The following is a 21,121-nucleotide window of genomic DNA, read 5'->3' as shown; positions in this document are numbered from 1 at the left end:
TGGTGTGTAAAGGACCCTTTGAGTGGACAAGATATTGGTTCTACCGGACCGACATTAAGCCGCCGATGCCACCACCGAAGTGAGCGCCTCTCGCCGTTTCACCTCTCAAGTTCCGTTCATGCCGCATCATCGCATCCGCGATGACCTCGCGGTGGCGTGTATAGATGCCGGGGCTCGACACAATTGATGCAGGCGTGCCGAAGACGCACGGTTGATCGTTCCAAGCGATTGTGGGGGGACGGTCCATGTGCCAATTAATTGCGGTACACTGACGTGCCCGATTTGGAGAGCCTCATTTGAAATGCGCCGGCAAATTGATCGTCGCAACAGCACTGCTGATTGCTGGCTGTCAAAGCGATGGTAGAACCCAGTTTGAAGCAGGCAGAGCGAAACTGCAGAGTCCGGAACAGAGGCGCGCTGCAATTCAGCACTGCCTCAAAGGCGTAACATCGAAAAAGAGATGGGTTCGAGGACGACCTCCTCCCGGAGGCGTGAAGTGGTGCACCGACTTTGTCAATGCTTGGGCCACCGGCCGCTGGACCTATAACGACTATCGCAACGGAACTCCGAAGACCGGCTATGACTACAGAAGAGACAAGATCGTGAAACTTCCCGCCCCATGAAGGCCTGGACCGTCGTTGTCAGGCCTCGCTGGAAATATGAGCCCCGAGCGGGAAATGGACGGCTATGCAGGTCAGGCGAACCCAATCCGATGGCGTTGGGGTCAAAACCCACCACGCTGAACGACCCGAGTTCGACCCAGGGCAGACATTCACAGCTCGTTGACCGACTGTCTGCAACAGGTGGAGAGCGGAAGTACCACCCCGGGAAATGTCGCCTCTAGCTATAGCATATGTACCGCCTTACGGGGCGGACCAAATTTCGGGCCACCCTAGTGCGCCTGCCGCCAAAGAAGACTGTTCATGATGCCAAACCGTCTCGGGAGAGTTTTCAAGTATTGGAACTAGGTCGTCGCGGTGGCATTGGCTGCGATGACGAGTGCCAGCAGAGGAACGCGTGGCTCCTCCGGTCGTCAAATGGGTAGCCGACGGCCCCGTTTAGGGTTCGAAGCAGTCTTGCCCCCAGGCTACTGTGTCTGACGTGAGTCCAACGGTCCTGCCGTCCAAGATCGGCCCGCGCATGGCAGCCAGAGCCGCTCAGGCGGGCGCTCGAAAATGTCTGAGGTGCCAAGGTCGGCGCACAGCTCCGCTCGCATGCGCCATGATGCGTGCGGGGAAAGGCTTCTGGTCTGCCCCTGCTGCAGGCGGCTTAGCAAAGCTTGCAGCCGGGAACAACCACTCAACGACTCGCGTTTCTGCCAGGGCCCGCTTCTTTTGCAACAGGGCGGCGGGCGTCGAAGGCTCGCAAATGTCGCGCCGGCGTTTCAATAGCACTCGCCTCAGCCCTCACGATTTGGCTATTTGTGAACGCGTGTTTGATCAGGTTTGCGCAGATGAACACATTGACCTTTTAAGCCTGGATGCCGAAGCCTTAGCGGTGATGATTGTCGCAATCTTCCGAAACTTGACTACCAATGAGCGCGAACTGCTGGAGGAAGTTAGGTCTCTTCGTCGCTCAAAAGGCAGAGAGAAGGCGCACTAGCTTTGCGGCGTTCCGAGGTGAATTGGTCTAATCCCGCTTTGGCACAGCCGTTTGGCATCTGAATTGCCCATTGAGAATCGCCAGAGTGTAGCCACCGAGCTTGCGAAGGGGATGGAAATGGGCTTAGCCAAAGACTTATCGGATGTCGCGCTCACATTCGAATGTCCGGATTGCTCGCATCCGGCGGTAAGAAAGGGCTCTGCACTCAGAACAATCGCGCACTTCAAATGCGACGGGTGCAACGCAAAGGTGCGGATCACCTATCCGCAGAAGCTAGCGATTTTTGAAAAGCACAGGCTATTGGCCGCAGGCGACCGCCGCCAGCGAGGCCAGGAACACTACGGTGCCCGCAACATCGATCGGGCCGATGCGGCCGAAGTGGCTTCGCGACCTCTGCCGCGTGCAGCGACGCGTGCTTAAGCCTTCCTCATCCGCGCGGCCTTCGCCCTTTTTACGCATGTTGACCGTGAGAATGCCGTCCATCGGAATAATTCGGGCGAAGGGCTCGTTTGTTCCTTAGACGATGCTAAAATATAGCAAAGTGTCCGAATGTCACTTCATGAAGCCCGCCAGACAGGCTGCGGCTTGCTCTGGCCTAACCTCGAAGGGAACCAGGGATGAAAACGGCTGTTTCAACCTCTTTGACAAGACGAAGTGTTGTTGCCGCGCTGGCGCTGGCCGCCGCGTCGACGGCGGTATTGCCCGCCGACAACGCACTCGCCCAGGCCAAGAAAACCACAGCTGACAAAAGTCTGTATGAGCGGCTGGGGGGCGTATTCGCCATCGCAGCGGTGATCGATCATTTCAGCGACGCCGTCGTGAAGAACCCGATCGTCGGCAAGAAGTCGAAGAACCCACAATTGCGCAAATGGCACACCAAGAACCTTGAAAGGTTGCCCGGCCTCAAGTTCATGCGCACGCTGTGGGTCTGCGACGTTTCTGGCGGGCCCTTCAAGTTCGTCGCCACCAAGCCCGGCACGACGCCGCTCGGCCTCGAGGAGGCGCATCGCGACCTGCGGATTTCCCCCGCGGAATTCGATGAGGTCGCAGCGGAACTCGGGCGGACCCTGGATCATTTCAAAATTCCGAAGCCTGAGAAAACCGAAGTCTTGGAAGCTTTCGCCGCCCACAAAGACGAGGTCACCGCCGGCAACGTCAAGCGGGGCTGAAGCGCTTATATCGTGCGGGCGGATGCATTCGCATGGCGCCAGCGTCGCCCTGAATGCAGCGCGGCCCTGACCTCGAGGTCAGAGGGGCCTCGGGACATCGTCGACCCACCTCTACGAACCTTGCAGCTCAAGGTGAGAACGCGGAATTTTCGACAGACGCCAGGGAAGGTTCGGCCTGGACCTCCTCCGTCACGACTTCGAAGCGGGTAAGCCGCGAAAAACCGAAACTGGTTGAGATGGCGACGTCGGTCGCGTCGCGCCCGGTTGCCATCAATATCCGCCCGATGCGCGGGCGGTTGTGGCGAGGATCGAATGTGAACCAGGTGCCGGCGAGATAGGCCTGGAACCAGGCGCTGAAATCCATCGGATACGGCGCCGGCGGTACCCCGATGTCACCGAGATAGCCGGTGCAGTACCGCGCGGGAATATTCATGCAACGGCATAGCGCGATCGCCAAATGGGTAAAGTCCCGACAAACGCCGGCCTGGTCGGTGAAGCTGTCGTGAGCCGTCCGCAGCGGGTCGGCTTTCTGGTAGTCGAAGACGATGTGATTGTGAACGAAATCGCAGATCGCCTGGACACGCGCGCATCCAGGCGCGGTATTGCCGAATTTCGCCCAGGCAAAATCTCCAAGACGATCGGTATCGCAGTAGCGGCTGCCGAGAAGAAAGACGAGCACTTCGTCCGGCAGGTCCTTGATCTTGTGCTGCACAGCCTGCTCGGCGACCGCATCGGGCTCGCCGCTATCGTAGATATCGAAGGTGGTTGAGATCGTCGTCAGGCCCGAGGGCGCCTCGATCCTCGTGCAGGCGTTGCCGAAACCGTCGACGTAGCCGCGTGCTTCGACGGGACGATCGAAATCGATGACCTGTTCCGTCAACAGATCGACCCGGCGCGATGGATGGATTTCGAGCGCCAACAGCATCGGCGTTGGCTGCGGACATTCGTAGGTAAGGGTGTAACCTGCGCGGATCCGCATCGACGCTCCGATTGTTGTCATTCAGCAACCGGGCAAACTCCGCGTCGGCCAAACAGTTCCGGGAAAACATCAGCGGATGCTAATTTTCCTACGCACCGATCTCCTTCGCCACATTCACCTCGACGGTCATTGCAAGAAAGCTCGACGCGCTTCCCGAATAACTCCCGGAAAGCGGAATGGCTTGACGAGGATGCCGGGCCACGGCCACCCTGATCAAATCCCGATTGCCGACAATGCCATTGGTGGGGTCGAACTCGACCCAGCCGGCACCCGGCAGGTAGACCTGGCACCAGGCATGCGTCGACCCGCCGCCAAGAACCGTCGCGCTGTCGCGGCTCGGCACATAGACGTAACCAGTCACAAAACGGGCGGCAAAGCCGAGCGAACGAACCGCCTCCATCATGAACAGCGCAAAGTCCCGGCATGTGCCGCGACGCAGGTGCAACGTCATCAGCGGCGGCTGCGTCCCTGGCTCGCTTCGACGGGAATACACAAAGCTCTCGTGGATGGCATAGCAAAGCGTCATCAACAGATTGCCGGTCCCGGTGTGCCCTGCGGCACTGAGGAACTGTCGTGCCCACTTGCCAACCTCGTCACTGTCATCCTCGTATTGACGTTCCATCGTCTGGGAGAGATCTGCGGCTTCGTCGGGATCGTAGGAAAACGGATAGTGAAGCGCAGCTTCGTCGATACGGAAATCGGGCGCATGCTGCGGCGTGTGGTCCAGCCGAATGTCTGTCGCAAAGCGCAGTTCTTTCGCGGGGTTCTCGAAATCGATCACCGCCACGCAGTTTCCGAAAACGTCATGGATCCAGCGAACCTCTTTCGGCTCGGGATCGACAGACAAGGCGTGGTCCAGGAGTCTTTGATCGAAGCTGTCGCGCGGTCTGAACATCAGCCGATGCTCGCCGAACCTCACCGGCCGGCTATAGCGATAGACCGTCGTATGCTGGACTGAGAAGATCGGCATCAGTTTTGGTCGACAAGTTTACCTGCGATGTTGGCGCAATCATATAATCTTTTCCACGCTCATTCGATGGTTCCTACTCGGAACCTGCGCGAACTGTTTCCGCTCTGATCGACCCTTCCGGCAGCGGCCGCATGAGTTCAGCCTCGGACTTCGTCAGATGGATCCATGCCGCCCAGTCCGATGGCGGGAGCACAACCACTTGCCGATTGTGATATGGCGCCACGTCCGGCCCCGGATCGGTCGTCAGCATCGTGAACGTCGGCGGCTTGTTGCCGACACCCTCGCGCCAAAGCCCGGCAATCGCCATGAACGAATGGCCATTCAGCGTGAACTTGTGCTTGGCTTTCGGATATTTCGTTCCCGTGAATTCGAAGAATGCCGACGCCGGGACGAGGCAGCGTTTGCTGTTGCCGAATTGTCGACCCTCCGAGCGAAAGTTGAATACAGGTCCGCCTTTTGGTCCGGCCGGAGGAAAGCCGAACGTCATCGACGCCAGTTCGATTGTGTTGCCGGCAGCCCGCATTACAGGCGCGGGGTCGTTGATGTGGATGTCATCCGCCTGCGGCAGATCCAGTTCGGTTTGATGGCTGGGAATATTGAGCGCCAGCAAAGCCATCATCCGGCAGTACTCGGCCCAGGCGATGTGCTGCTCGTAGTCATTGCACATTAAATGGCTCCGGACGCTCGATCGAGATCAGTTTCAATATAGCGTTTTCGGTTCGCGCCGATTGCTGCCGGACTTGCCCTATTTGGGCCGGCGTGCGGCGGCGATGGCCTGCAACAGATTGATGCTGTTCATGTCGGGTTCGCTGGATGCGGCAACGGCAAGTGCGGCGGCCTCGGCTATTGTCGCGACGTCGTCGCTGCTGATTGTTCCGCGCTTTTCCAGCAGATTTATAAGTTCGACAACGAGAAGAAAGGCGTTCACGCCATATCGTTCGGCTTTGAGCTCGAACTCGCCTCGAGCCAATCTCTCCGCGTCTCCTTCAGCCCGTTTGTCCATCTCGGCGTCCTCTCCTATGGCGACAAGCTGTGAACGCTTAGCACGAATGGTTTAATCCTTCGAACTGGCCACACCTTTCGCCAGTTGCCGATTGCCCGAGCTTGGCACCGTGTCGCCGGCGGCAAGGGCACGGCTTCAGCCAAGGATGAGACCTGCCAATAGAACCGTAAGGATAAGGGACAGCACGACGGCAAGCAGCCCGCATGCCTCCAAGGTGTTGGTTTGCCAAACTTTCGTCGGGCGCCTCCGGTTTGAATTCCCGTTTCGCGAAACAAACTTCATCGGGCACCAGATTGGACGCGGAGCCGGCTTGAATTTGTGTAAGCGCTCGTCTTCATCTGTCCGGAACGGCAGATGCGCCGCGGCATCTCCACGGAACTCCGAAGCACTGCCTGCGCGGCGCCGGCCTGCTTTTCATCGACGCGGGCCATCACCAGAACGACACCCTCTGCGATCTTCGGCTTGCCCGGCTTCTGGGCAAAATTGGCGAAGGTTCCGAGAAGCCCGCCGCCAAAGCCGCCCCACGCCGCACCGACCAGAGCCATGCCGGTCATCCCCGCGGGATCAATGCCCTGAGCTCCAAAAGCGCTAAAACCGGCCAGCAGACCAGCCGTCGCGCCAAGTGCGGCCCCTCCGCCCGCACCCCGCCAGAGACCGCTCATCTCATCGTCGTAATATCCAGCAACGCTGATCGGTTCATCGTTGTCATTGTAAGATCCGACCACGCTGATCTGCCGGCGACGAATCCCGCCGGCCTGAAGCCTGGCAACAGCACGTGCTGCCTGGGCATGGGAATCGAACAGTCGGCTGATCGTTTGCATTTGCGCCCAAACCCGACGCTCGTTCGGAACGTCGGGCTTCTCCTCTCTGGCTTGAACTCTTCCGCCCAGACGCATCTTGGTCGCGCCAAAGCTCACTACAACGTGAGCCAGCCGGCTACGTTCCTCAGCCGGGGCTTCGGTCCATTCCTGGAGCGTCTTGCTTGGGACCTAAGTCTGACCAGCTTGGGTGTGCTGAGGCCATGCCGACCGGGCCGCCGGCTCGAAGAGAGGGCTCAGATGTGCTATCGCAGACCCAAAAAGCTCAAAATAGCGATTACGATCACGATGGCGCCGACCAGCCAGATAATGTTGTTCATGATTGCACTCCTTCGCCTCCGGGCTAGGCGCACGTCGGGGTGAAGCCCGCCACGCAAGTAGAACATTAGATACGGCTAAAGGTTCCTCCCGGGCCTCGCTGTCGAAAGGGCCCGCCGCACCAGTCGGCACGGCGGGCGACGCAGAGTTCACCCCGGTGGTGGGGCAGCAGACGGCGTTGCGTCCAAGACTCAGCTGATGCTTCTGGACCAGTCATCTACCTGGCGCTCTGCCTCTTCCTTGGCGATGCCATATCGCTCCTGGATACGTCCCAAGAGCTGGTCTCGGTTGCCTTCGATGCGATCAAGATCATCGTCGGTGAGGTCACCCCACTGCTCTTTCGCCTTGCCTTTGAACTGCGTCCATTTTCCCTTGATTTGATCCCAGTTCATGTGTTCCTCCTTGCTTCCTGGGGCCCGCACTAAAGCGGAGCGCGGACCGATCGAGCATTTCGATGTCGGTAACGAATGAAGATCAGCAGCCGCTAAAAGTTCCGGTGCCGGCGCAAAAAGCCCGCCGTGTCAGTGCCGGACTGTGAGCTGATGTTGATGATGTCCAGAGCTTGATGCTCGTTCGCAGCACCATCTTATCCCGTTGAAGGCGCTGAGCTTCTTGCTGGTTGGCCTTGGCTGGCAAGCCTCGAAAGGCTGCCCAGCAGCATTGTTCTGTCCTTGCCGATCATCAGCACGCCGCTGTCGGGCGCCAACAGTGCCGAGAACGGCAGCATCGCCGCGCCGATCGGCGAAGCCTCGGGGCCGAATTGTCCCGACACGATTTCCGGCGCCACGATGCCGATGGCGCTGATCCTGTTGAACTGGGTCTGCACCTTCGCCAGCAGCTCGAGATGGATCGGCCGCGGCAGGATGCTGTCGAGGACGATCGCCTCGATGTCGATCACGGAGGTGATGGCGATGATCGCCTCGACCAGCGCATTGGCACAATCGTCGATCCATTCCGACAGCGGCTCGCGCGCCCCCGGCGGCAAGGGATCGAGTTCGCGCGCACGATTGATCTCGACGCCGCGCGATTTGAGATGATTGACCAGAACATAGATCGAAGCGCGATGCAGCAGGCTCTGGTAGCGCGCCGGCTTGGCCGCCACCGAATCGAGGCTTGAAGGCGAGACCGGCAAAGGACCGAGCGCGGCGCTGTTGCCGTGCGGCCCGGTGTGGACCTTGCCGCCTTGCACCAGTCCGCCGCCGACAAAGGTGTCGATCGAGATATGCATGAAGTCGCGGAACCGTGCGCCGGTCCCCTGGATGAGCTCGGCGAGTGCGGCCGATGACGCGTCGTTTTCCACGAAGACCGGGGTCTTCGGTTTTGTGGCGAAGAATGTCGTCAGATCGATTGCTTCCCAGCGGCTACCGAGGTCGTCGGGAAAGCCGAGTTCCTCGCTCCAGCCGCCGAGGAAATATGGCGAAGCGATGCCGACGCCGACGATGCTGGCATCGCCAAGCCCCTCGACCAGCTTGTCGAAAGTGGCCAGCGACATGTTGCCGGCCTTGAGCACCAGATCGGGGTCCGGAAAGCGATATTCGTGCGACTCGCGCGAGCGGACCTCGCCGGCGAAGTCGACGAGCACGGCTTCCAGCGCGCGCCGGCCGATCTTGATGCCGACGCTGTAGATGCGCTCCGGTGCAAGTCGGTAGAGAGTGGACGGCGACCCCCGTTGTCCGAACCTTTTTCCCACTTGCTTTACGAATCCCGACGATTCCAGCCCGTCGACAATGGTGGCGACCGCGGCCGGCGTCAGATTTGCGGCGCGCGCCAGATCGGACTTGGATGCCTCCTTCAGGCGGCGGATGGCATCGAGCACGAAGCGCTCGTTATAATGCCGAACCTTGACCGAATTGCTGCCTTTTCCGGACAAACCGGCGCCTCCCCATTTCATTGCCGCGGAACTGCTCTAGTCGCCTGCAGCTTTGAAGTTGCCGCAGTCGAGCGCTCCAGCTGCACCCGTGCGCGAAGCGACAGTGCCCTTCGGGGCCACGGAAGTCAATTTTCCAGTTGCGGCGCCGGCCCATTTAATATAGCAAATTGAAGAAACAGGACCAGGGAGGAAGGGTGCTGCACTTGGGCGCATTAGGCGAAGCCGATGCCATGGTGAAGAGCGACGTGGCGGTCCCCGTTGCCCTGGTTCAGGCGACAAAGGCCTTCGGCGGCACCATTGCCCTCAAGGACGCGTCCTTCGAATTGCGCCCAGGCGAGGTGCTGGCTCTGCTTGGCGAAAACGGCGCCGGCAAGAGCACTTGCGTGAAGCTGCTGGCCGGCGTGTACCTCTCTACCGGCGGCCATATCGAAGTCGACGGCAAGCCTGTGGTCTTCCATTCGCCGCACGATGCCCAGGCTGCCGGCATCTCGGTCATGCACCAGCATCCTGGTCTTTTCCCGGATCTTTCGGTGGCGGAAAACATCTATCTCGGCCATATGCCGCGCGATCGCTTCGGCGGCATCGACAACGCTGCCGTGCTTGCCGGCGCGCGCAAGGTGCTGGCGACAGTCGGCCTCGACGTGCCGGCCGAAACCCGGCTCGGAACGTTGCGCACCTCCGAACAGCAACTGGTCGAGATCGCCCGCGCCCTGTCGCTCGACGCGCGGGTGCTGATCATGGACGAGCCGACGGCCGCCCTGTCGCAGCGCGAGGTCGAGCGGCTGTTCACCGTCGTCGCCGACCTGCGGCTGCATGGCGTGGCGATGATGTTCGTCGGCCATCGCATGGACGAGATCTTCCGCATCGCCGACCGCATCGCGGTGCTGCGCGACGGCCGCCTCATTGGCATCAAGCCGAAGGCCGAGCTTGGTCGCGCCGCCGCCATCGGCATGATGGTCGGCCGCGAAGTGACCGACCTCTATCCGGAACGAAACCACGCCACCGGCGCGCTGGTGCTGGAGGCGAGGGGGCTTTCGCATGCCGGCGGCTTTTCCAACATCGACCTCAAGCTCCACGCCGGAGAGGTGCTCGGGCTCGGCGGCCTGGTCGGCAGCGGGCGGACCGAGATCGCGCGCGTGCTGTTCGGCATCGACCAGCCGGATGCCGGCGAAATCCTGATCGACGGCGAGGCCGCGCACTTTGCATCGGCACGCGACGCCATGGATGCGCGCATCGCCTATGTCTCGGAAGATCGCATGGGCCAGAGCCTGGTGATGGACTTTTCGATCCTCGACAACGCGGTGCTGCCCGTGCTCGACAAGGCAGCTCGCTCCGGCTTCTACGGCACGGACCGCGCGATCGATCTGGTTTCGGACTGGCTGAAGCGGATGAAGCTTCGCTTTTCCGGCTACGGGCAGCCGGTAAAGGAACTGTCCGGCGGCAACCAGCAGAAGGTGGTGTTGGCCAAATGGCTGCGCACCGAGCCGCGCGTCCTCATCCTCGACGAGCCGACGCAAGGCATCGATGTCGGCACCAAGGCGGAAGTGCATGCGATGATCGCCGACCTTGCCGCACAGGGCATGGCTATCATCCTGATCTCCTCGGAAATGCCCGAGCTCATCGGCATGTGCGACCGCATCATCGTCCTGCGCGAAGGCCATCGGACGGCCGAATTTGCCAGGGGCGAAGCCACCCAGGAAAAGGTGCTGGAAGCCGCGACGAAGGCCGACAAACGCGCCGACCCGGCAGCGCAGGCCGCCAGCGAAGAGAAAAGAAAAGGACCGCTCGACATACTGAAGCGGCGGGAGTTCGGCCTGCTCGCCGCGATGCTGGCGGTCGCCATCCCGGTCACCATTATCAATCCGCGCATGGTGAGTGCGGCAAACCTGACCGCCGTGTCGATGGATGCAGCCCTGCTGGTAGTTGCAGCACTCGCTCAGATGCTGGTGCTGATCACCCGCAACATCGACCTTTCGATCGCCGCGGTGATCGGCTTGTCGGCTTACATGGCGGCGAGCATGGTCCAGGCCTATCCAGGGCTCGACATCGGCATCGGCCTGATGACCGCATGCGCGGTCGGTGGTGTCGCTGGCCTGATCAACGGCCTTGTCGTTACGAGGGGAAAGATCCCGGCGATCGTCGTCACGCTGGCCTCGATGTCGATCTTCCGCGGCTTCAACTCGATCTGGGCAGCCGGCGACCAGATCAGCGCCGACGAAGTCACGCAAGCCTGGCTCGACATGACCGGCCTGAAGATCGCCGGCGTGCCGCTGATCGTCATTATCGCGATCGTCATCCTGTGCCTGGGTTATGTGCTGCTCTATCGCACCGCCATCGGACGCGAACTGTTTGCCGCCGGCTCCAATCCCGACGGCGCACGTCTTATCGGCATCCCCGTCGACCGGCGGATTCTGCTGGCCTTTGGCATGGCCGGCCTGCTCGGCGGCCTGTGCGGTGCGCTGTGGGCATCCCGCTATGCGACCATCGATGCCCGCGTCGCGCTCGGTTTCGAACTCACCGTGATCGCGTCGGCGGTGGTCGGCGGCGTCGCCATCCGCGGTGGTTCGGGCACGCTGCTCGGCATCATCCTCGGCGCGCTCACGCTGCTCGTCATCAAGAACGGGCTGACGCTGGTGCGCGTCGACCCGCTGTGGCTGCAGGGCGTCTACGGCCTGGTGATCCTGGTCGCCATCGGCATCGACACCTTCATCGTGCGGCGTGCCGAGCAGGCAAGACAGGCGAGGGCGCGGTGAGAAAGTTCCTCCGTTCGATCGACTTCTGGGATCTGCTGCTGGCGACCTCCTGCGTGGCCATCTTCCTCTACGCGGCGATCGTCGTGCCGAATTTCGTCTCCGGCTTCAATCTCTCGCAACTGGCCGCCAGCGCCTCGGAAAAGGCGCTGCTGATCCTGCCGATGACGCTGCTCATCATCACCCGCGAAATCGACCTGTCGATCGCCTCGGTGCTGGCGCTGACGTCCGTCGTCTTTGGCTTGCTGGTACAGGCCGGCGTGCCAACGCTTGCCGCAATCCCGCTGACGCTCGTCGCCGGCGGCCTGCTCGGCGCTTTCAACGGCTACCTGGTCTCGGGCCTTGGACTGCAGTCGCTGGTGGTGACGCTCGGCACGATGGCGCTCTATCGAGGTATTGGCTACATCCTGCTCGGCACCGGTTCGGTCAACATCCTGCCGCCCGCGGTCGTGGATTTCGGCATCAACAATCTGCCGGGCACCGAGATACCGTGGACCATCGTCCCCTTCCTGGCGCTGGCGCCGGTGTTTGCGGTCGTGCTGCAGAAGACGCCGACCGGCAAGCGCATCTACGCGCTCGGCGGCAGCCCCGAGGTGGCGCGCTATTCCGGCATAAACGCGCGCCGGGTGGTGCTGAACCTGTTCGTCGTCTCGGGCGTCGTCGCGGCGATAGCCGGCATCGTCTATACCGCGCGCCTTTCCAATGCCCGCGCCAACAATGCGCTCGGCATGGAGCTCGACGTCATCACCATCGTGCTGCTCGGCGGCGTCAGCGTCTTTGGCGGCAAGGGCCGCCTGACCGGCGTCATGCTGGCGTTGGTCCTGATCGCCATCATCCGTAACGTGCTGGCGCTGAACCAGATCGGCGGCGACGCGCAGGGCATGATCATTGGCCTGCTTCTGATCGGCTCGCTGCTGGTCGGCAATTACTGGCGCTCCACACAGGAGCTGCTCAGCAGATCCCGCGCAATGCGCGAGACAAAGGGGTGATCTCGGGCCCCTTCCTTTAAGCCCGAATTTTGACGGAGGAGTCATAATGAAAGCGTTTAGATTAGCCCTGCTCGCATCCGCGGTTCTGCTCGCGCCAACCTCGCTGGCCTTCAGCCAGGAATGCGCCAAGGAACCCGTAACGGTCGGTTTCCTGCCCAAGCTCGACACAGACCCCTACTTCAAAGTGGCTTTTGGAGGTGCACAAGAGGCAGCCAAGGAAATTGGCGGCACCGCTACCCAGGTCGCCCCATCGCAGGCGACCGCCGAGGCGCAAATCGAATTCATCAACAGCCTCGTGTCGCAGAAGGTCGGGGTCATCGCAATTGCCGGCAACGACGCCAATGCCGTCGCGCCGGCGCTGAAGCGCGCCGTTCAGCAGGGCGTCAGGGTGATTTCCTATGACTCCGATGTGGCCGCCGATGCTCGCGCGGCATTTGTCAATCAGGTCAAGGGCGACAGCCTCGCAGAAATGATGCTGGAAAGTGCATTCGCCCTCAGCGGCGGTGAAGGCGAATTCGCGATCCTGTCGTCGACGCCGACGGCGACCAACCAGAACGCCTGGATCGACTTCATGAAGGCGAAGATGGCCGCCGAGCCGAAGTTCTCCAAAATGAAGCTGGTGCAGGTGGCCTATGGCGAAGAAAGTGAACAAATCAACCAGCAGCAGGCGCTGGCGCTGGTCCAGGCGTTTCCCGATCTCAAGGTGATCATCGTCCCGGCAGGCATCGGCCTTCCGGCGGCCGCGCGTGCGCTCGAGGAGGCGGGCATGATCGGCAAGGTCAAGCTGACCGGCCTCGCGCCGGCTACTCTGATCTCGAAATACATCAAGGACGGGGCGGCCCAGGATATCTGGTGGAACGTCACCGATCTTGGCTATCTTACCTACCAGACGGCCCAGGCGCTTGCGCAGTGCAAGATCACCGGAAAGGAGGGTGAGAAGTTCACGGCAGGCAGGCTCGGCGAATACACGATTGGCGCCGGCGGCGAACTGATCCTTGGTCCGGCCAAGATCGTGACCCCTGAAAATCTGGCCGAGTTCAAGTTCTGATCCTTAAGAGCTCGAACTCTGGCGGGGGCGCCGGTCCATCCGGCGCCCTTCCTGAACCTCTCGAATCAAAACAGTGCGGGGGCGGCAATGAAGATATTGCTTGCAGGCGAAACCTTTGCGGCGACGACGTCGGTCGCCGTCGGTAGCGATGTGCTTACAAGTGCGACCTCGACAAATGGCGCGACGGCCTTCAATGCCGCGCTGGCCGATGAGCGCATCGCGGTCACGCAGATCGGCGGCGAGCGTTGCGGCGCGGAGTTTCCCTATGACCTCGATGCGCTCGCCCAATATCGGGCGGTGGTGATCTCCGACGTCGGCGCCCTGACATTGCTGGTGACGCCGGATGCCCGCGCCGGGCGTGTCGGCGTCAACCGCCTCGATCTGCTCAAGGCCTATGTCGAACGTGGCGGCGGGCTGATGCTGGCCGGCGGCTATATGGGTTTTCAGGGCATGTTCGGGACGGCGCGTTTCCACGACACCCCGGTCGAGGACGTGCTGCCGGTCCGTTGCCTCCCCTACAGCGACGGCATGGAGGTCCCGCAAGGCCTGCAGACCTCCATCCTGCAGTCATCCCACCCGATTTTTTCCGGGGTGGAGGGGCCGTTGCCGCCGATCCTCGGCATGAACAAGCTGGAATTCAGGCACGACGGTTCGTCCCGGCTTCTGGCGACCTGCCACCACCGCGGCACCGACTGGCCGCTCCTTGCCGTCGGTAGCCATGGCCGCGGCCGCACGATTGCCTGGGCAACAGATATCGGCCCGCATTGGCGCTCGCAGAATTTCCTCGGATGGCCGTTCTACGGAAAACTGATGGCGAACATGGTCCGTTGGCTCGCCGGCAATGAATGAGAAAGCTGGACACCAGGTTTGACCGATGCAGTTCGCCTGCCGGCGCGGCCGATGCCGCGCGAGGCGCCGGTGACAGGCACCACCTTGCCGGCCAAGTCGAATTTCGGCGTGAACTCATTTGTCATGCGATTCCACCTTGTTCTTCAAATCGGACCGGCTGCCGTGCCGAACCGAATAGGCTCGCGTGAATTCGGCGCCCAGCAGAAATATCTCGGCCGAATAGTAGACCCACAACAGCACGACGAGCAGGGCGCCGGCCGCGCCGTACGACGATGCGAAAGCGCTGGTTCCGATATACCAGCCAATCAGCGACTTGCCGATGGTGAACAGAAACCCGGTGACGACGGCGCCAAGGCCGACATCGCGCCATTGCAGACTGCGGTCGGGCAGCACCTTGTAGATCGCGGCAAACAGCAGCGCGATCAGGGCAAACGAGACAATCCCGTTGACCGCGCTCAGGATGATGGTGCCGAACGGCAGATAGGCGTTGATGACGTCTCCGAGCGCCGAAATCGCGGCGCTTACAACCAAGGACACCAGGAGCAGGAAACCGAGAGCGGCGACCAGGCCCAGGCTTGCAATGCGTGCCCGCACCAGCCGTGAGATCGTTGCTGCCCTCGGTTTGACTTTCCAGATTTCGTTCAGCGCCAGCTGCATTTCGCCGAACACGCCGGATGCGGCGACGAACAGCGTGACCAGCCCCAGAATGCTGGCAAGGGTTCCCGCTTCCTTCTGCGAAGCGTTTTCGATCGTCGCCTGCAGCAGCTCGGCACTTTGCGGTCCCATCAGGCCGGCGATCTGTGCCGAAAGGGCGAGTTGTGCCGCCTCGTGCCCGAAGGCCATGCCGGCGATAGCGACGACGATCAGCAGGATCGGCGCAAGCGAGGTCGTGGCATAAAAAGCTATCGCCGCCCCATGGCTCAGCGCATTGTCATCGATGAAGCCGAGGACGCTCTGCTTGAGGAGCCTCCAGCTCTCTGCTGCCAAATTCCACATGTGGGCCTCGCATGCTGTCAACAAACAAGTAGCGGCGGCGCAGCGCTGGGCGAGGGAGGGGCGCGAAGATCGCAACGGAGCGGCACGACAGGCCACGACAAGAACACCTCTTGCCCGAACACTTGCCAAGCGCCGGCCATCATGATGCCATGGCGCTGTGGAAGATTGCACGCTGGGTTGGGGTGGGCGATGTTGTTTCCAGGTGCAACAGGGCGCATAGGCGTGGCGTTTGCCGCGCTGCTTTTGTGCGCGCTGGTTCCTGCTCGGGGCGAGGAGCCGAAGGCGCTAAAAGGCGTCGCGCTCGTCATCGGGCAGTCCGACTATGAGCATGTCGGCAAGCTGCCCAATGCGGAAAACGACGCCCGCGCCATCGAGGAGATGTTCGACAGGCTCGGCTTCGAAACCGATGTCGCGACCAATCGCGACGCACGCAAATTGCGGCGCGACCTCGAAGGCTTCGTCGACGATGCCGAGGGTGCCGACGTCGCCATTATCTACTATTCCGGCCACGGCATCGAAGCCGGTGGCGAGAATTTCCTGGTGCCCGTCGATGCCGACATTGCGGCGCTCGAGGATGCCGGCGAGAAGCTGGTCCCGCTGTCGTCGATCGTGGCCGAACTGAAGGCCAAGGTGCCGGTCACCATCGTGCTGCTCGATGCCTGCCGCAACGACCCGTTTCCGCCGGGCACGCTTTTGAAACTCAAGCCGGGTGAAGCGGGCAAGCCGATCGGCGCCGGCGGCCTCGGCGAAACGCGCAGCGTCGTGGCGCTGAACGACAGCGCGCCGGCCAAGGGTTCGGCCGACGACAGCGGTTCTGGCAACGACAGCTTGGGCCAAGTCATCGGCTTTGCCGCCGAGCCCGGCAAGGTGGCGCTCGACGGTCCCGCCGACGGCAACAGCCCCTACGCGGCAGCCATATTGCGTCACATCGACACGATGGGCGGCGAGGAATTCGGCACTGTGCTGCGCATGGTCGGCGAGGAGGTCTATCTCAAGACCGGCGGCCGGCAGCGGCCCTGGGTCAATGAGAGCCTGCGCCGGCTGCTCTATTTCGGCACGCCCGCCGAGGTGCCGAAAGGCGAGGAGGGCGAGATCCTCACAGAGCGCCGCCGGCTGCTGCTGACGATCTCGACGCTGCCCGACCCGCAACGCCGCCAGATCGAGACGATCGCCCGCGACGGCGGCGTACCGATGGACGCGCTCTACGCCATGCTGAAGACGCTGGGCACCGAGACACCCAGGGATGCAGCCGAACTCGACACATTGCTGCGCGGCCAGACCGAGCGGCTGAAACAGGTACTGGCCGAGCAGGCGACGCTGAAGAGCCAGGATCCGGAAATCGTCCGGCTTTCAAAACTGGCCGAACAAGCGGTGCAGGAAGGCGCGCTGGAAGCAGCGCAGAAAATCCATGAACAGGCCAAGGCCCGCGTTGGCGAACTGTCGAAGACCGTCGACCAGGCTGAAGCCGACCTCAAGGCGCGTCGTTTCGAGTTTGCCGAGGTTTTCGGCGACAGCGCCAAAACCTACGAAATCTCCTTCAGCTATCAGGCGGCAGCCCAGGACTATGCCAAGGCCTATGAGCAGGTCGAGAAATGGGACGACCATGAAGCCTGGTTCTACAAGGCAGCCGAGGCCCAGGCGCTCTCCGCGCATGGTTCTTTCTCGGGCGACAACGCCTTTCTGGTGCAGGCGGTCGCTGCCTATGAAAAGGCGCTGACCTATGTGTCGCGCGAAAACAGCCCGCGGCAATGGGCGGCCACGCAAAACAATCTCGCCACCACACTGTCGACGCTGGGCGAGCGCGAGGCCGGCCGCGAAGACCTCGACAAAGCGGCAGCCGCCTTCGATCAGGCGCTGAGCGTCTACACGCGCGACGCCAATCCGGACGACTGGGCCTCGACGCTAGGCAATCTCGGCACCGTCTATTGGCGGCTCGGCCAGCGCGAGAACGGCACGACGTTGCTCGACAATGCCGTTGCCTCGTTCCGCGCGGCGCTCGAGGTGCAAGTGTCGAAAAAGCTGCCGCTCGAATGGGCGGCGACTGAGAATAATCTCGGCATCGTGCTCTCCGAACTGGGTGAGCGCCAAGCCACCAGCGACAGCTTTCGCGCCGCCATCGAAGCGCATCGCGCCGCGCTGACCGAATACCGCAGGGAGCGCGGGCCGCTCGACTGGGCGTTGAGCCAGGTCAATCTCGGCGCGGCCTTGTTCCGCCTCGGGGAGCGTGAACAAGACGTACCGACGCTTGAGCAGGCCGTTGCCGCCTATCAGGCGGCGACGGAGGAAATGACGCGCGAGCGCGCGCCGGCGCAATGGGCGACGATCCAGAACAATTTGAGTTCGGCGCTGGAATCGATCGGCCAGATCAATGGCGACATTGCTACGCTTCAGCGTGCTCGGGAGGCGGCAGAGGCCGCACTGACGGTGTGGACGCGCGACCATGCGCCGGCCAGCTGGGCAAACGGCCAGTTGACGCTTGGCAATGCCTTGCAGCGTCTCGGCGCCAGGCAGGCCGGCAATGACGCGCTGCTCAAGGCGGTCGCTGCCTATGAGGCCGCACTTTCTGAATATCCGCGCGAAAAGCTGCCGCTCGACTGGGCTTCGTTGAACCAGAATCTGGGCTCGGTCTATGCGACGCTTGGCGATCGGGACACCGGCATCGACTATCTCCGGAAGTCGGCGTCCGCCTATCGCGAGGCCTCGCAGGTCTATACCGTCGCCGCCGCGCCGCTCGAATTCGCCTCAATAGAGCACAGTCTCGGCAACTCGCTGTCGACCTGGGGCGACCGTGCTCGCGACAAAGCGGTCCTTGAAGAAGCGGTCGCCGCCTATGATGCAGCGCTCACCGTGCGAACCAAGGAGAGCGCCCCGAAGGACTGGGCGAAGACGCAGTACCGGCTGGGCGCAGCACTTTCCATGCTCGGCAAGGCCGATGGCGGTTCGGACGAGGCGCTCCAGCGCTCGGCGGTGGCCTATCGCGCGGCGCTCGAAATGCAGAGCCGTGACAGCGACCCCGACGCTTGGGCGGCAACGCAATGGGGTCTCGGCCATGTGCTCCTGGTTCTGGGCGACCGCACGCAGGACGGCGAAGCGTTCAACCAGTCGGCGACGGCGCTTGAAGCGGCGCTGCCCTTCTACGACCTCGCCACGGTGCCGGAAGATCACGCCCAGCTGCAGAACGAACTCGGCAGCGCCTATTACTACCTTGCCGGCAGCGCCAATGACCCGTCGCTCTACCAGAAGGCGGCGGCCGCGCATGAAAAGGCACTGGCCGTCTATGCCACGCTGCCCGACCGCTCGCTCTGGGCTTCGGTCGAAGGCGACCTCGGCAATGTCCGCATGATGCAGGCAAACGCCAGTTCCGACCCGGACGCCATGGCCAAGTCTGTCCAGGCCTATGAGGCGGCACTGACAGTGATAAGCCGCGACAGGGATGCCGACGAATGGCTGCGCAACCAGACCAATCTGGCCAGCGCGCTTTCGACGCTGGGCTACTGGCGCGACGACGTTGCCCTGCTGAAGCGTTCGGCCGGCATCTATCGTTCGATCCAGAGCGTGCGCTCGCGCGACCGCGCCCCCGAACGTTGGGCCAGCACGCAGGCAAGCCTGGCCAATGTGCTTGGCATGATCGGCGCGAAAGAGCCTTCGCCGGCTTTGTTCCACGAGGCGGTCGCCGTCTACCGAGCATTGGCAGACCAGGTCGACCGCGACCGCGACCCCGAGCGCTGGGCGAGCATGCAAAACGAGATCGGCTATCAGCTGACGCTCGCCGGCCGCGCCGGAAACAACGTCGCCAAATTCGAGGAGGCGGTGCCGATCCTGCGCGAGGCCATCGCCGTGCAGAAGAAGATCGGTTCGGTGCCGGGCATCGCTTTCACCGAGGACAGCCTGTGCGACGTGCTTACCGATCTGGGTGCTGCTCGCAAGCAGAAGGCAATGGCCGAGGAAGCGATAGCCGCCTGCCAGCATGCGCTCGTCATCTTTCGGGATGGCAAGATGGACGACCTTGCCGCCGGCTCCGCAAAGAACCTTGCCGAGGCACAAGCCTTGCTGGCCGAATTGCAATAGCGCACAGGAAAAGGTGGCCGCGGCCGGTTTCGATTGGCAAAGGGTTGCCGTTCCCTGCTATTCCCGCTTCAAATCAAAAAAGCAGTGGACGTTTCCAGCATGACCAATGTCGCCTTGACCGGGCTTGCCCGGGATCTTGCCAAGCGCGCGGCGGAAGGCCGCCCGGTGCGCATCGGTGTCATCGGGTCGGGCGAGATGGGCACCGACCTGGTGACACAAGGCATGCTGATGCCGGGCATTTCGGTTTGCGCGATTTCGACCCGCCGGCCGCATACAGCGCGTGACGCCATCCGCATCGCCTATGGCGACGAGGCAATGGCAGCCGAAGCGGACAGCGCTTCGAAGGTCAGCCAAGCGATCGAGAGCGGCAAGATCGCAATCACCTCGAACGAGATGCTGGTCACCAATCCGCTCATCGATGTTGTCATCGATGCCACCGGCAAGCCCGGCGTCGCCGCCGATTTCGACCTGATGGCGATGCAGCACGGCAAGCATCTGGTGATGATGAATGTCGAGGCCGACGTCACTATTGGCTGCTACCTCAAGCAGCAGGCCGACCGGCTCGGCGTCGTCTATTCGGTCGGTGCCGGCGACGAACCGTCGAGCTGCATGGAGCTGATCGAGTTCGCCTCGGCGCTCGGCTACACCATCGTCTCCGCCGGCAAGGGCAAGAACAACCCTCTCAACCACGACGCCGTTCCCGACGACTACCGGGAGGAAGCGCTGCGCCGCAACATGAATCCGCGCATGCTGGTCGAGTTCGTCGACGGCTCGAAAACCATGGTCGAGATGTGCGCCATCGCCAACGCCACTGGGCTGGTACCCGACGTTCCCGGCATGCACGGCCCCAAGGCCGACCGTGACGAGTTGGTCAAGGTGCTGATCCCGCGCGAGCAGGGCGGCATCCTGTCGAAGAAGGGCGTTGTCGACTATACCGTCGGCAAGGGCGTGGCGCCCGGTGTCTTCGTCATCGTCGAGGCGACTCATCCGCGGATCATCGAGCGCATGGACGATCTGCATATCGGCCACGGCCCCTATTACAGCTTCTTCAGGCCCTACCATCTGACCTCGCTGGAAGTGCCGCTGACGGCCGCCCGTATCGCGCTTTACGGCAAGCCCGACATGGTGCCGCTGCCGAGGCCGGTGGCCGAGGTCTGCGCCGTGGCCAAGCGCGATCTGGCGGCAGGCGAGACGTTCGACGCGATCGGCGAGACCTGCTACCGCTCCTGGACCATGACCGTCGAGGAGGCTCGCGCCCACCACGCCGTGCCCGTCGGCCTGCTCGAAGGCGGCAAGGTGCTGAAACCGGTGAGGAAAGGCGAATTGCTCACCGCCGACAATGCCGCGCCCGACCCGACGACCAGGCTATTCGCCTTGCGCCGGCTGCAGGACGAGATGCTGTATGGGGCGGGTTAGGTGCGGTGCAGAAACTTTGACGTCGGCGGGACAGCGCCCCTCTCTGTCCTGCCGGACATCTCCCCCACATGGGGGGAGATCGGACGTCACGCCGGCTTTCGCCAATCTCCAACATCGCAGTTCGTGAGCGGAGCGCCCAAACTGCCAATCTCCCCCCTTGTGGGGGAGATGTCCGGCAGGACAGAGGGGGGCGCGAAGGATCGCTACAGAGCGTTTGCTATTGCCCCTGAAACGCACGGCCGACCCACGCCTCGACAGCTGTTACTTCCCCAGCTC

Annotated in this window: 16 protein-coding genes; 7 read left to right on the top strand and 9 right to left on the bottom strand. The window is 62.3% G+C overall.

Translation table 11 applies throughout. The annotated features are described in order from the left end of the window. Window positions 1–1,899: 1,899 nt before the first annotated feature. Window positions 1,900–2,085 carry a hypothetical protein gene (locus NKH89_RS08160; protein ID WP_352482421.1) on the bottom strand — a complete coding sequence of 62 codons (186 nt, stop codon included), beginning with the start codon at window positions 2,083–2,085 and terminating at the stop codon, window positions 1,900–1,902. Window positions 2,086–2,219: 134 nt separating this feature from the next. On the opposite strand from NKH89_RS08160, the gene NKH89_RS08155 reads away from it, so the two are divergent. After that, a complete protein-coding gene (locus NKH89_RS08155) occupies window positions 2,220–2,771 on the top strand; it encodes a group I truncated hemoglobin (protein ID WP_352547877.1) in 552 nt (183 codons plus the stop codon). Window positions 2,772–2,898: 127 nt separating this feature from the next. Here NKH89_RS08155 and NKH89_RS08150 read toward each other — a convergent pair whose 3' ends face one another. The 7 genes from NKH89_RS08150 to NKH89_RS08120 all read right to left on the bottom strand — a co-directional run bounded on the left by NKH89_RS08150 (window position 2,899) and on the right by NKH89_RS08120 (window position 8,729). Then, window positions 2,899–3,750 carry a transglutaminase-like domain-containing protein gene (locus NKH89_RS08150; RefSeq protein WP_352547875.1) on the bottom strand — a complete coding sequence of 284 codons (852 nt, stop codon included), beginning with the start codon at window positions 3,748–3,750 and terminating at the stop codon, window positions 2,899–2,901. A gap of 88 nt (window positions 3,751–3,838) precedes the next feature. Then, window positions 3,839–4,720, bottom strand: a complete 882-nt coding sequence (locus NKH89_RS08145) for a transglutaminase family protein (protein WP_352493813.1) — start codon at window positions 4,718–4,720, stop codon at window positions 3,839–3,841. A gap of 73 nt (window positions 4,721–4,793) precedes the next feature. Further along, window positions 4,794–5,387, bottom strand: coding sequence for an SOS response-associated peptidase (locus NKH89_RS08140; RefSeq protein WP_352493814.1), 594 nt, complete (start codon window positions 5,385–5,387; stop codon window positions 4,794–4,796). A 78-nt stretch (window positions 5,388–5,465) separates the two neighbouring features. Then, window positions 5,466–5,723, bottom strand: a complete 258-nt coding sequence (locus NKH89_RS08135) for a hypothetical protein (RefSeq protein ID WP_352493815.1) — start codon at window positions 5,721–5,723, stop codon at window positions 5,466–5,468. A gap of 278 nt (window positions 5,724–6,001) precedes the next feature. Continuing rightward, the gene (locus NKH89_RS08130; protein WP_352908577.1) at window positions 6,002–6,544 is read right to left on the bottom strand and encodes a hypothetical protein; all 543 of its coding nucleotides are present in this window, start codon (window positions 6,542–6,544) and stop codon (window positions 6,002–6,004) included. A 506-nt stretch (window positions 6,545–7,050) separates the two neighbouring features. After that, window positions 7,051–7,251: a CsbD family protein gene (locus NKH89_RS08125; protein ID WP_023677416.1), complete on the bottom strand. Its 201-nt coding sequence runs from the start codon at window positions 7,249–7,251 to the stop codon at window positions 7,051–7,053. A 194-nt stretch (window positions 7,252–7,445) separates the two neighbouring features. Continuing rightward, complete coding sequence (locus NKH89_RS08120; RefSeq protein WP_352592370.1) at window positions 7,446–8,729, bottom strand: ROK family transcriptional regulator; 1,284 nt, start codon at window positions 8,727–8,729, stop codon at window positions 7,446–7,448. A gap of 194 nt (window positions 8,730–8,923) precedes the next feature. On the opposite strand from NKH89_RS08120, the gene NKH89_RS08115 reads away from it, so the two are divergent. From NKH89_RS08115 to NKH89_RS08100, 4 genes are all read left to right on the top strand, one after another. Continuing rightward, window positions 8,924–11,482 carry an ATP-binding cassette domain-containing protein gene (locus NKH89_RS08115; RefSeq protein WP_352493818.1) on the top strand — a complete coding sequence of 853 codons (2,559 nt, stop codon included), beginning with the start codon at window positions 8,924–8,926 and terminating at the stop codon, window positions 11,480–11,482. After that, complete coding sequence (locus NKH89_RS08110) at window positions 11,479–12,468, top strand: ABC transporter permease (RefSeq protein ID WP_352908576.1); 990 nt, start codon at window positions 11,479–11,481, stop codon at window positions 12,466–12,468. Before NKH89_RS08115 ends, NKH89_RS08110 begins: the two co-directional genes overlap by 4 nt. A gap of 46 nt (window positions 12,469–12,514) precedes the next feature. Further along, window positions 12,515–13,516: a rhamnose ABC transporter substrate-binding protein gene (locus NKH89_RS08105; protein WP_352488291.1), complete on the top strand. Its 1,002-nt coding sequence runs from the start codon at window positions 12,515–12,517 to the stop codon at window positions 13,514–13,516. An 87-nt stretch (window positions 13,517–13,603) separates the two neighbouring features. Continuing rightward, complete coding sequence (locus NKH89_RS08100) at window positions 13,604–14,365, top strand: glutamine amidotransferase (RefSeq protein ID WP_352908575.1); 762 nt, start codon at window positions 13,604–13,606, stop codon at window positions 14,363–14,365. A gap of 114 nt (window positions 14,366–14,479) precedes the next feature. On the opposite strand, the gene NKH89_RS08095 is transcribed toward NKH89_RS08100, so the two are convergent. Continuing rightward, window positions 14,480–15,361, bottom strand: coding sequence for a YihY/virulence factor BrkB family protein (locus NKH89_RS08095; RefSeq protein ID WP_352493821.1), 882 nt, complete (start codon window positions 15,359–15,361; stop codon window positions 14,480–14,482). A 189-nt stretch (window positions 15,362–15,550) separates the two neighbouring features. Here NKH89_RS08095 and NKH89_RS08090 point away from each other — a divergent pair, with 189 nt between their 5' ends. Beyond that, window positions 15,551–19,429, top strand: a complete 3,879-nt coding sequence (locus tag NKH89_RS08090) for a caspase family protein (RefSeq protein WP_352908574.1) — start codon at window positions 15,551–15,553, stop codon at window positions 19,427–19,429. Between the two features lie 99 nt (window positions 19,430–19,528). After that, window positions 19,529–20,845, top strand: coding sequence for an NAD(P)H-dependent oxidoreductase (locus NKH89_RS08085; RefSeq protein WP_352493823.1), 1,317 nt, complete (start codon window positions 19,529–19,531; stop codon window positions 20,843–20,845). Window positions 20,846–21,121: the final 276 nt, after the last annotated feature.

Source organism: Mesorhizobium sp. M0923, from assembly GCF_040319365.1.
Classification (GTDB): Bacteria; Pseudomonadota; Alphaproteobacteria; order Rhizobiales; family Rhizobiaceae; genus Mesorhizobium.
The sequence above is the reverse complement of the archived record's forward strand: the minus strand, read 5'-3'. Positions and strand labels throughout refer to the sequence as shown.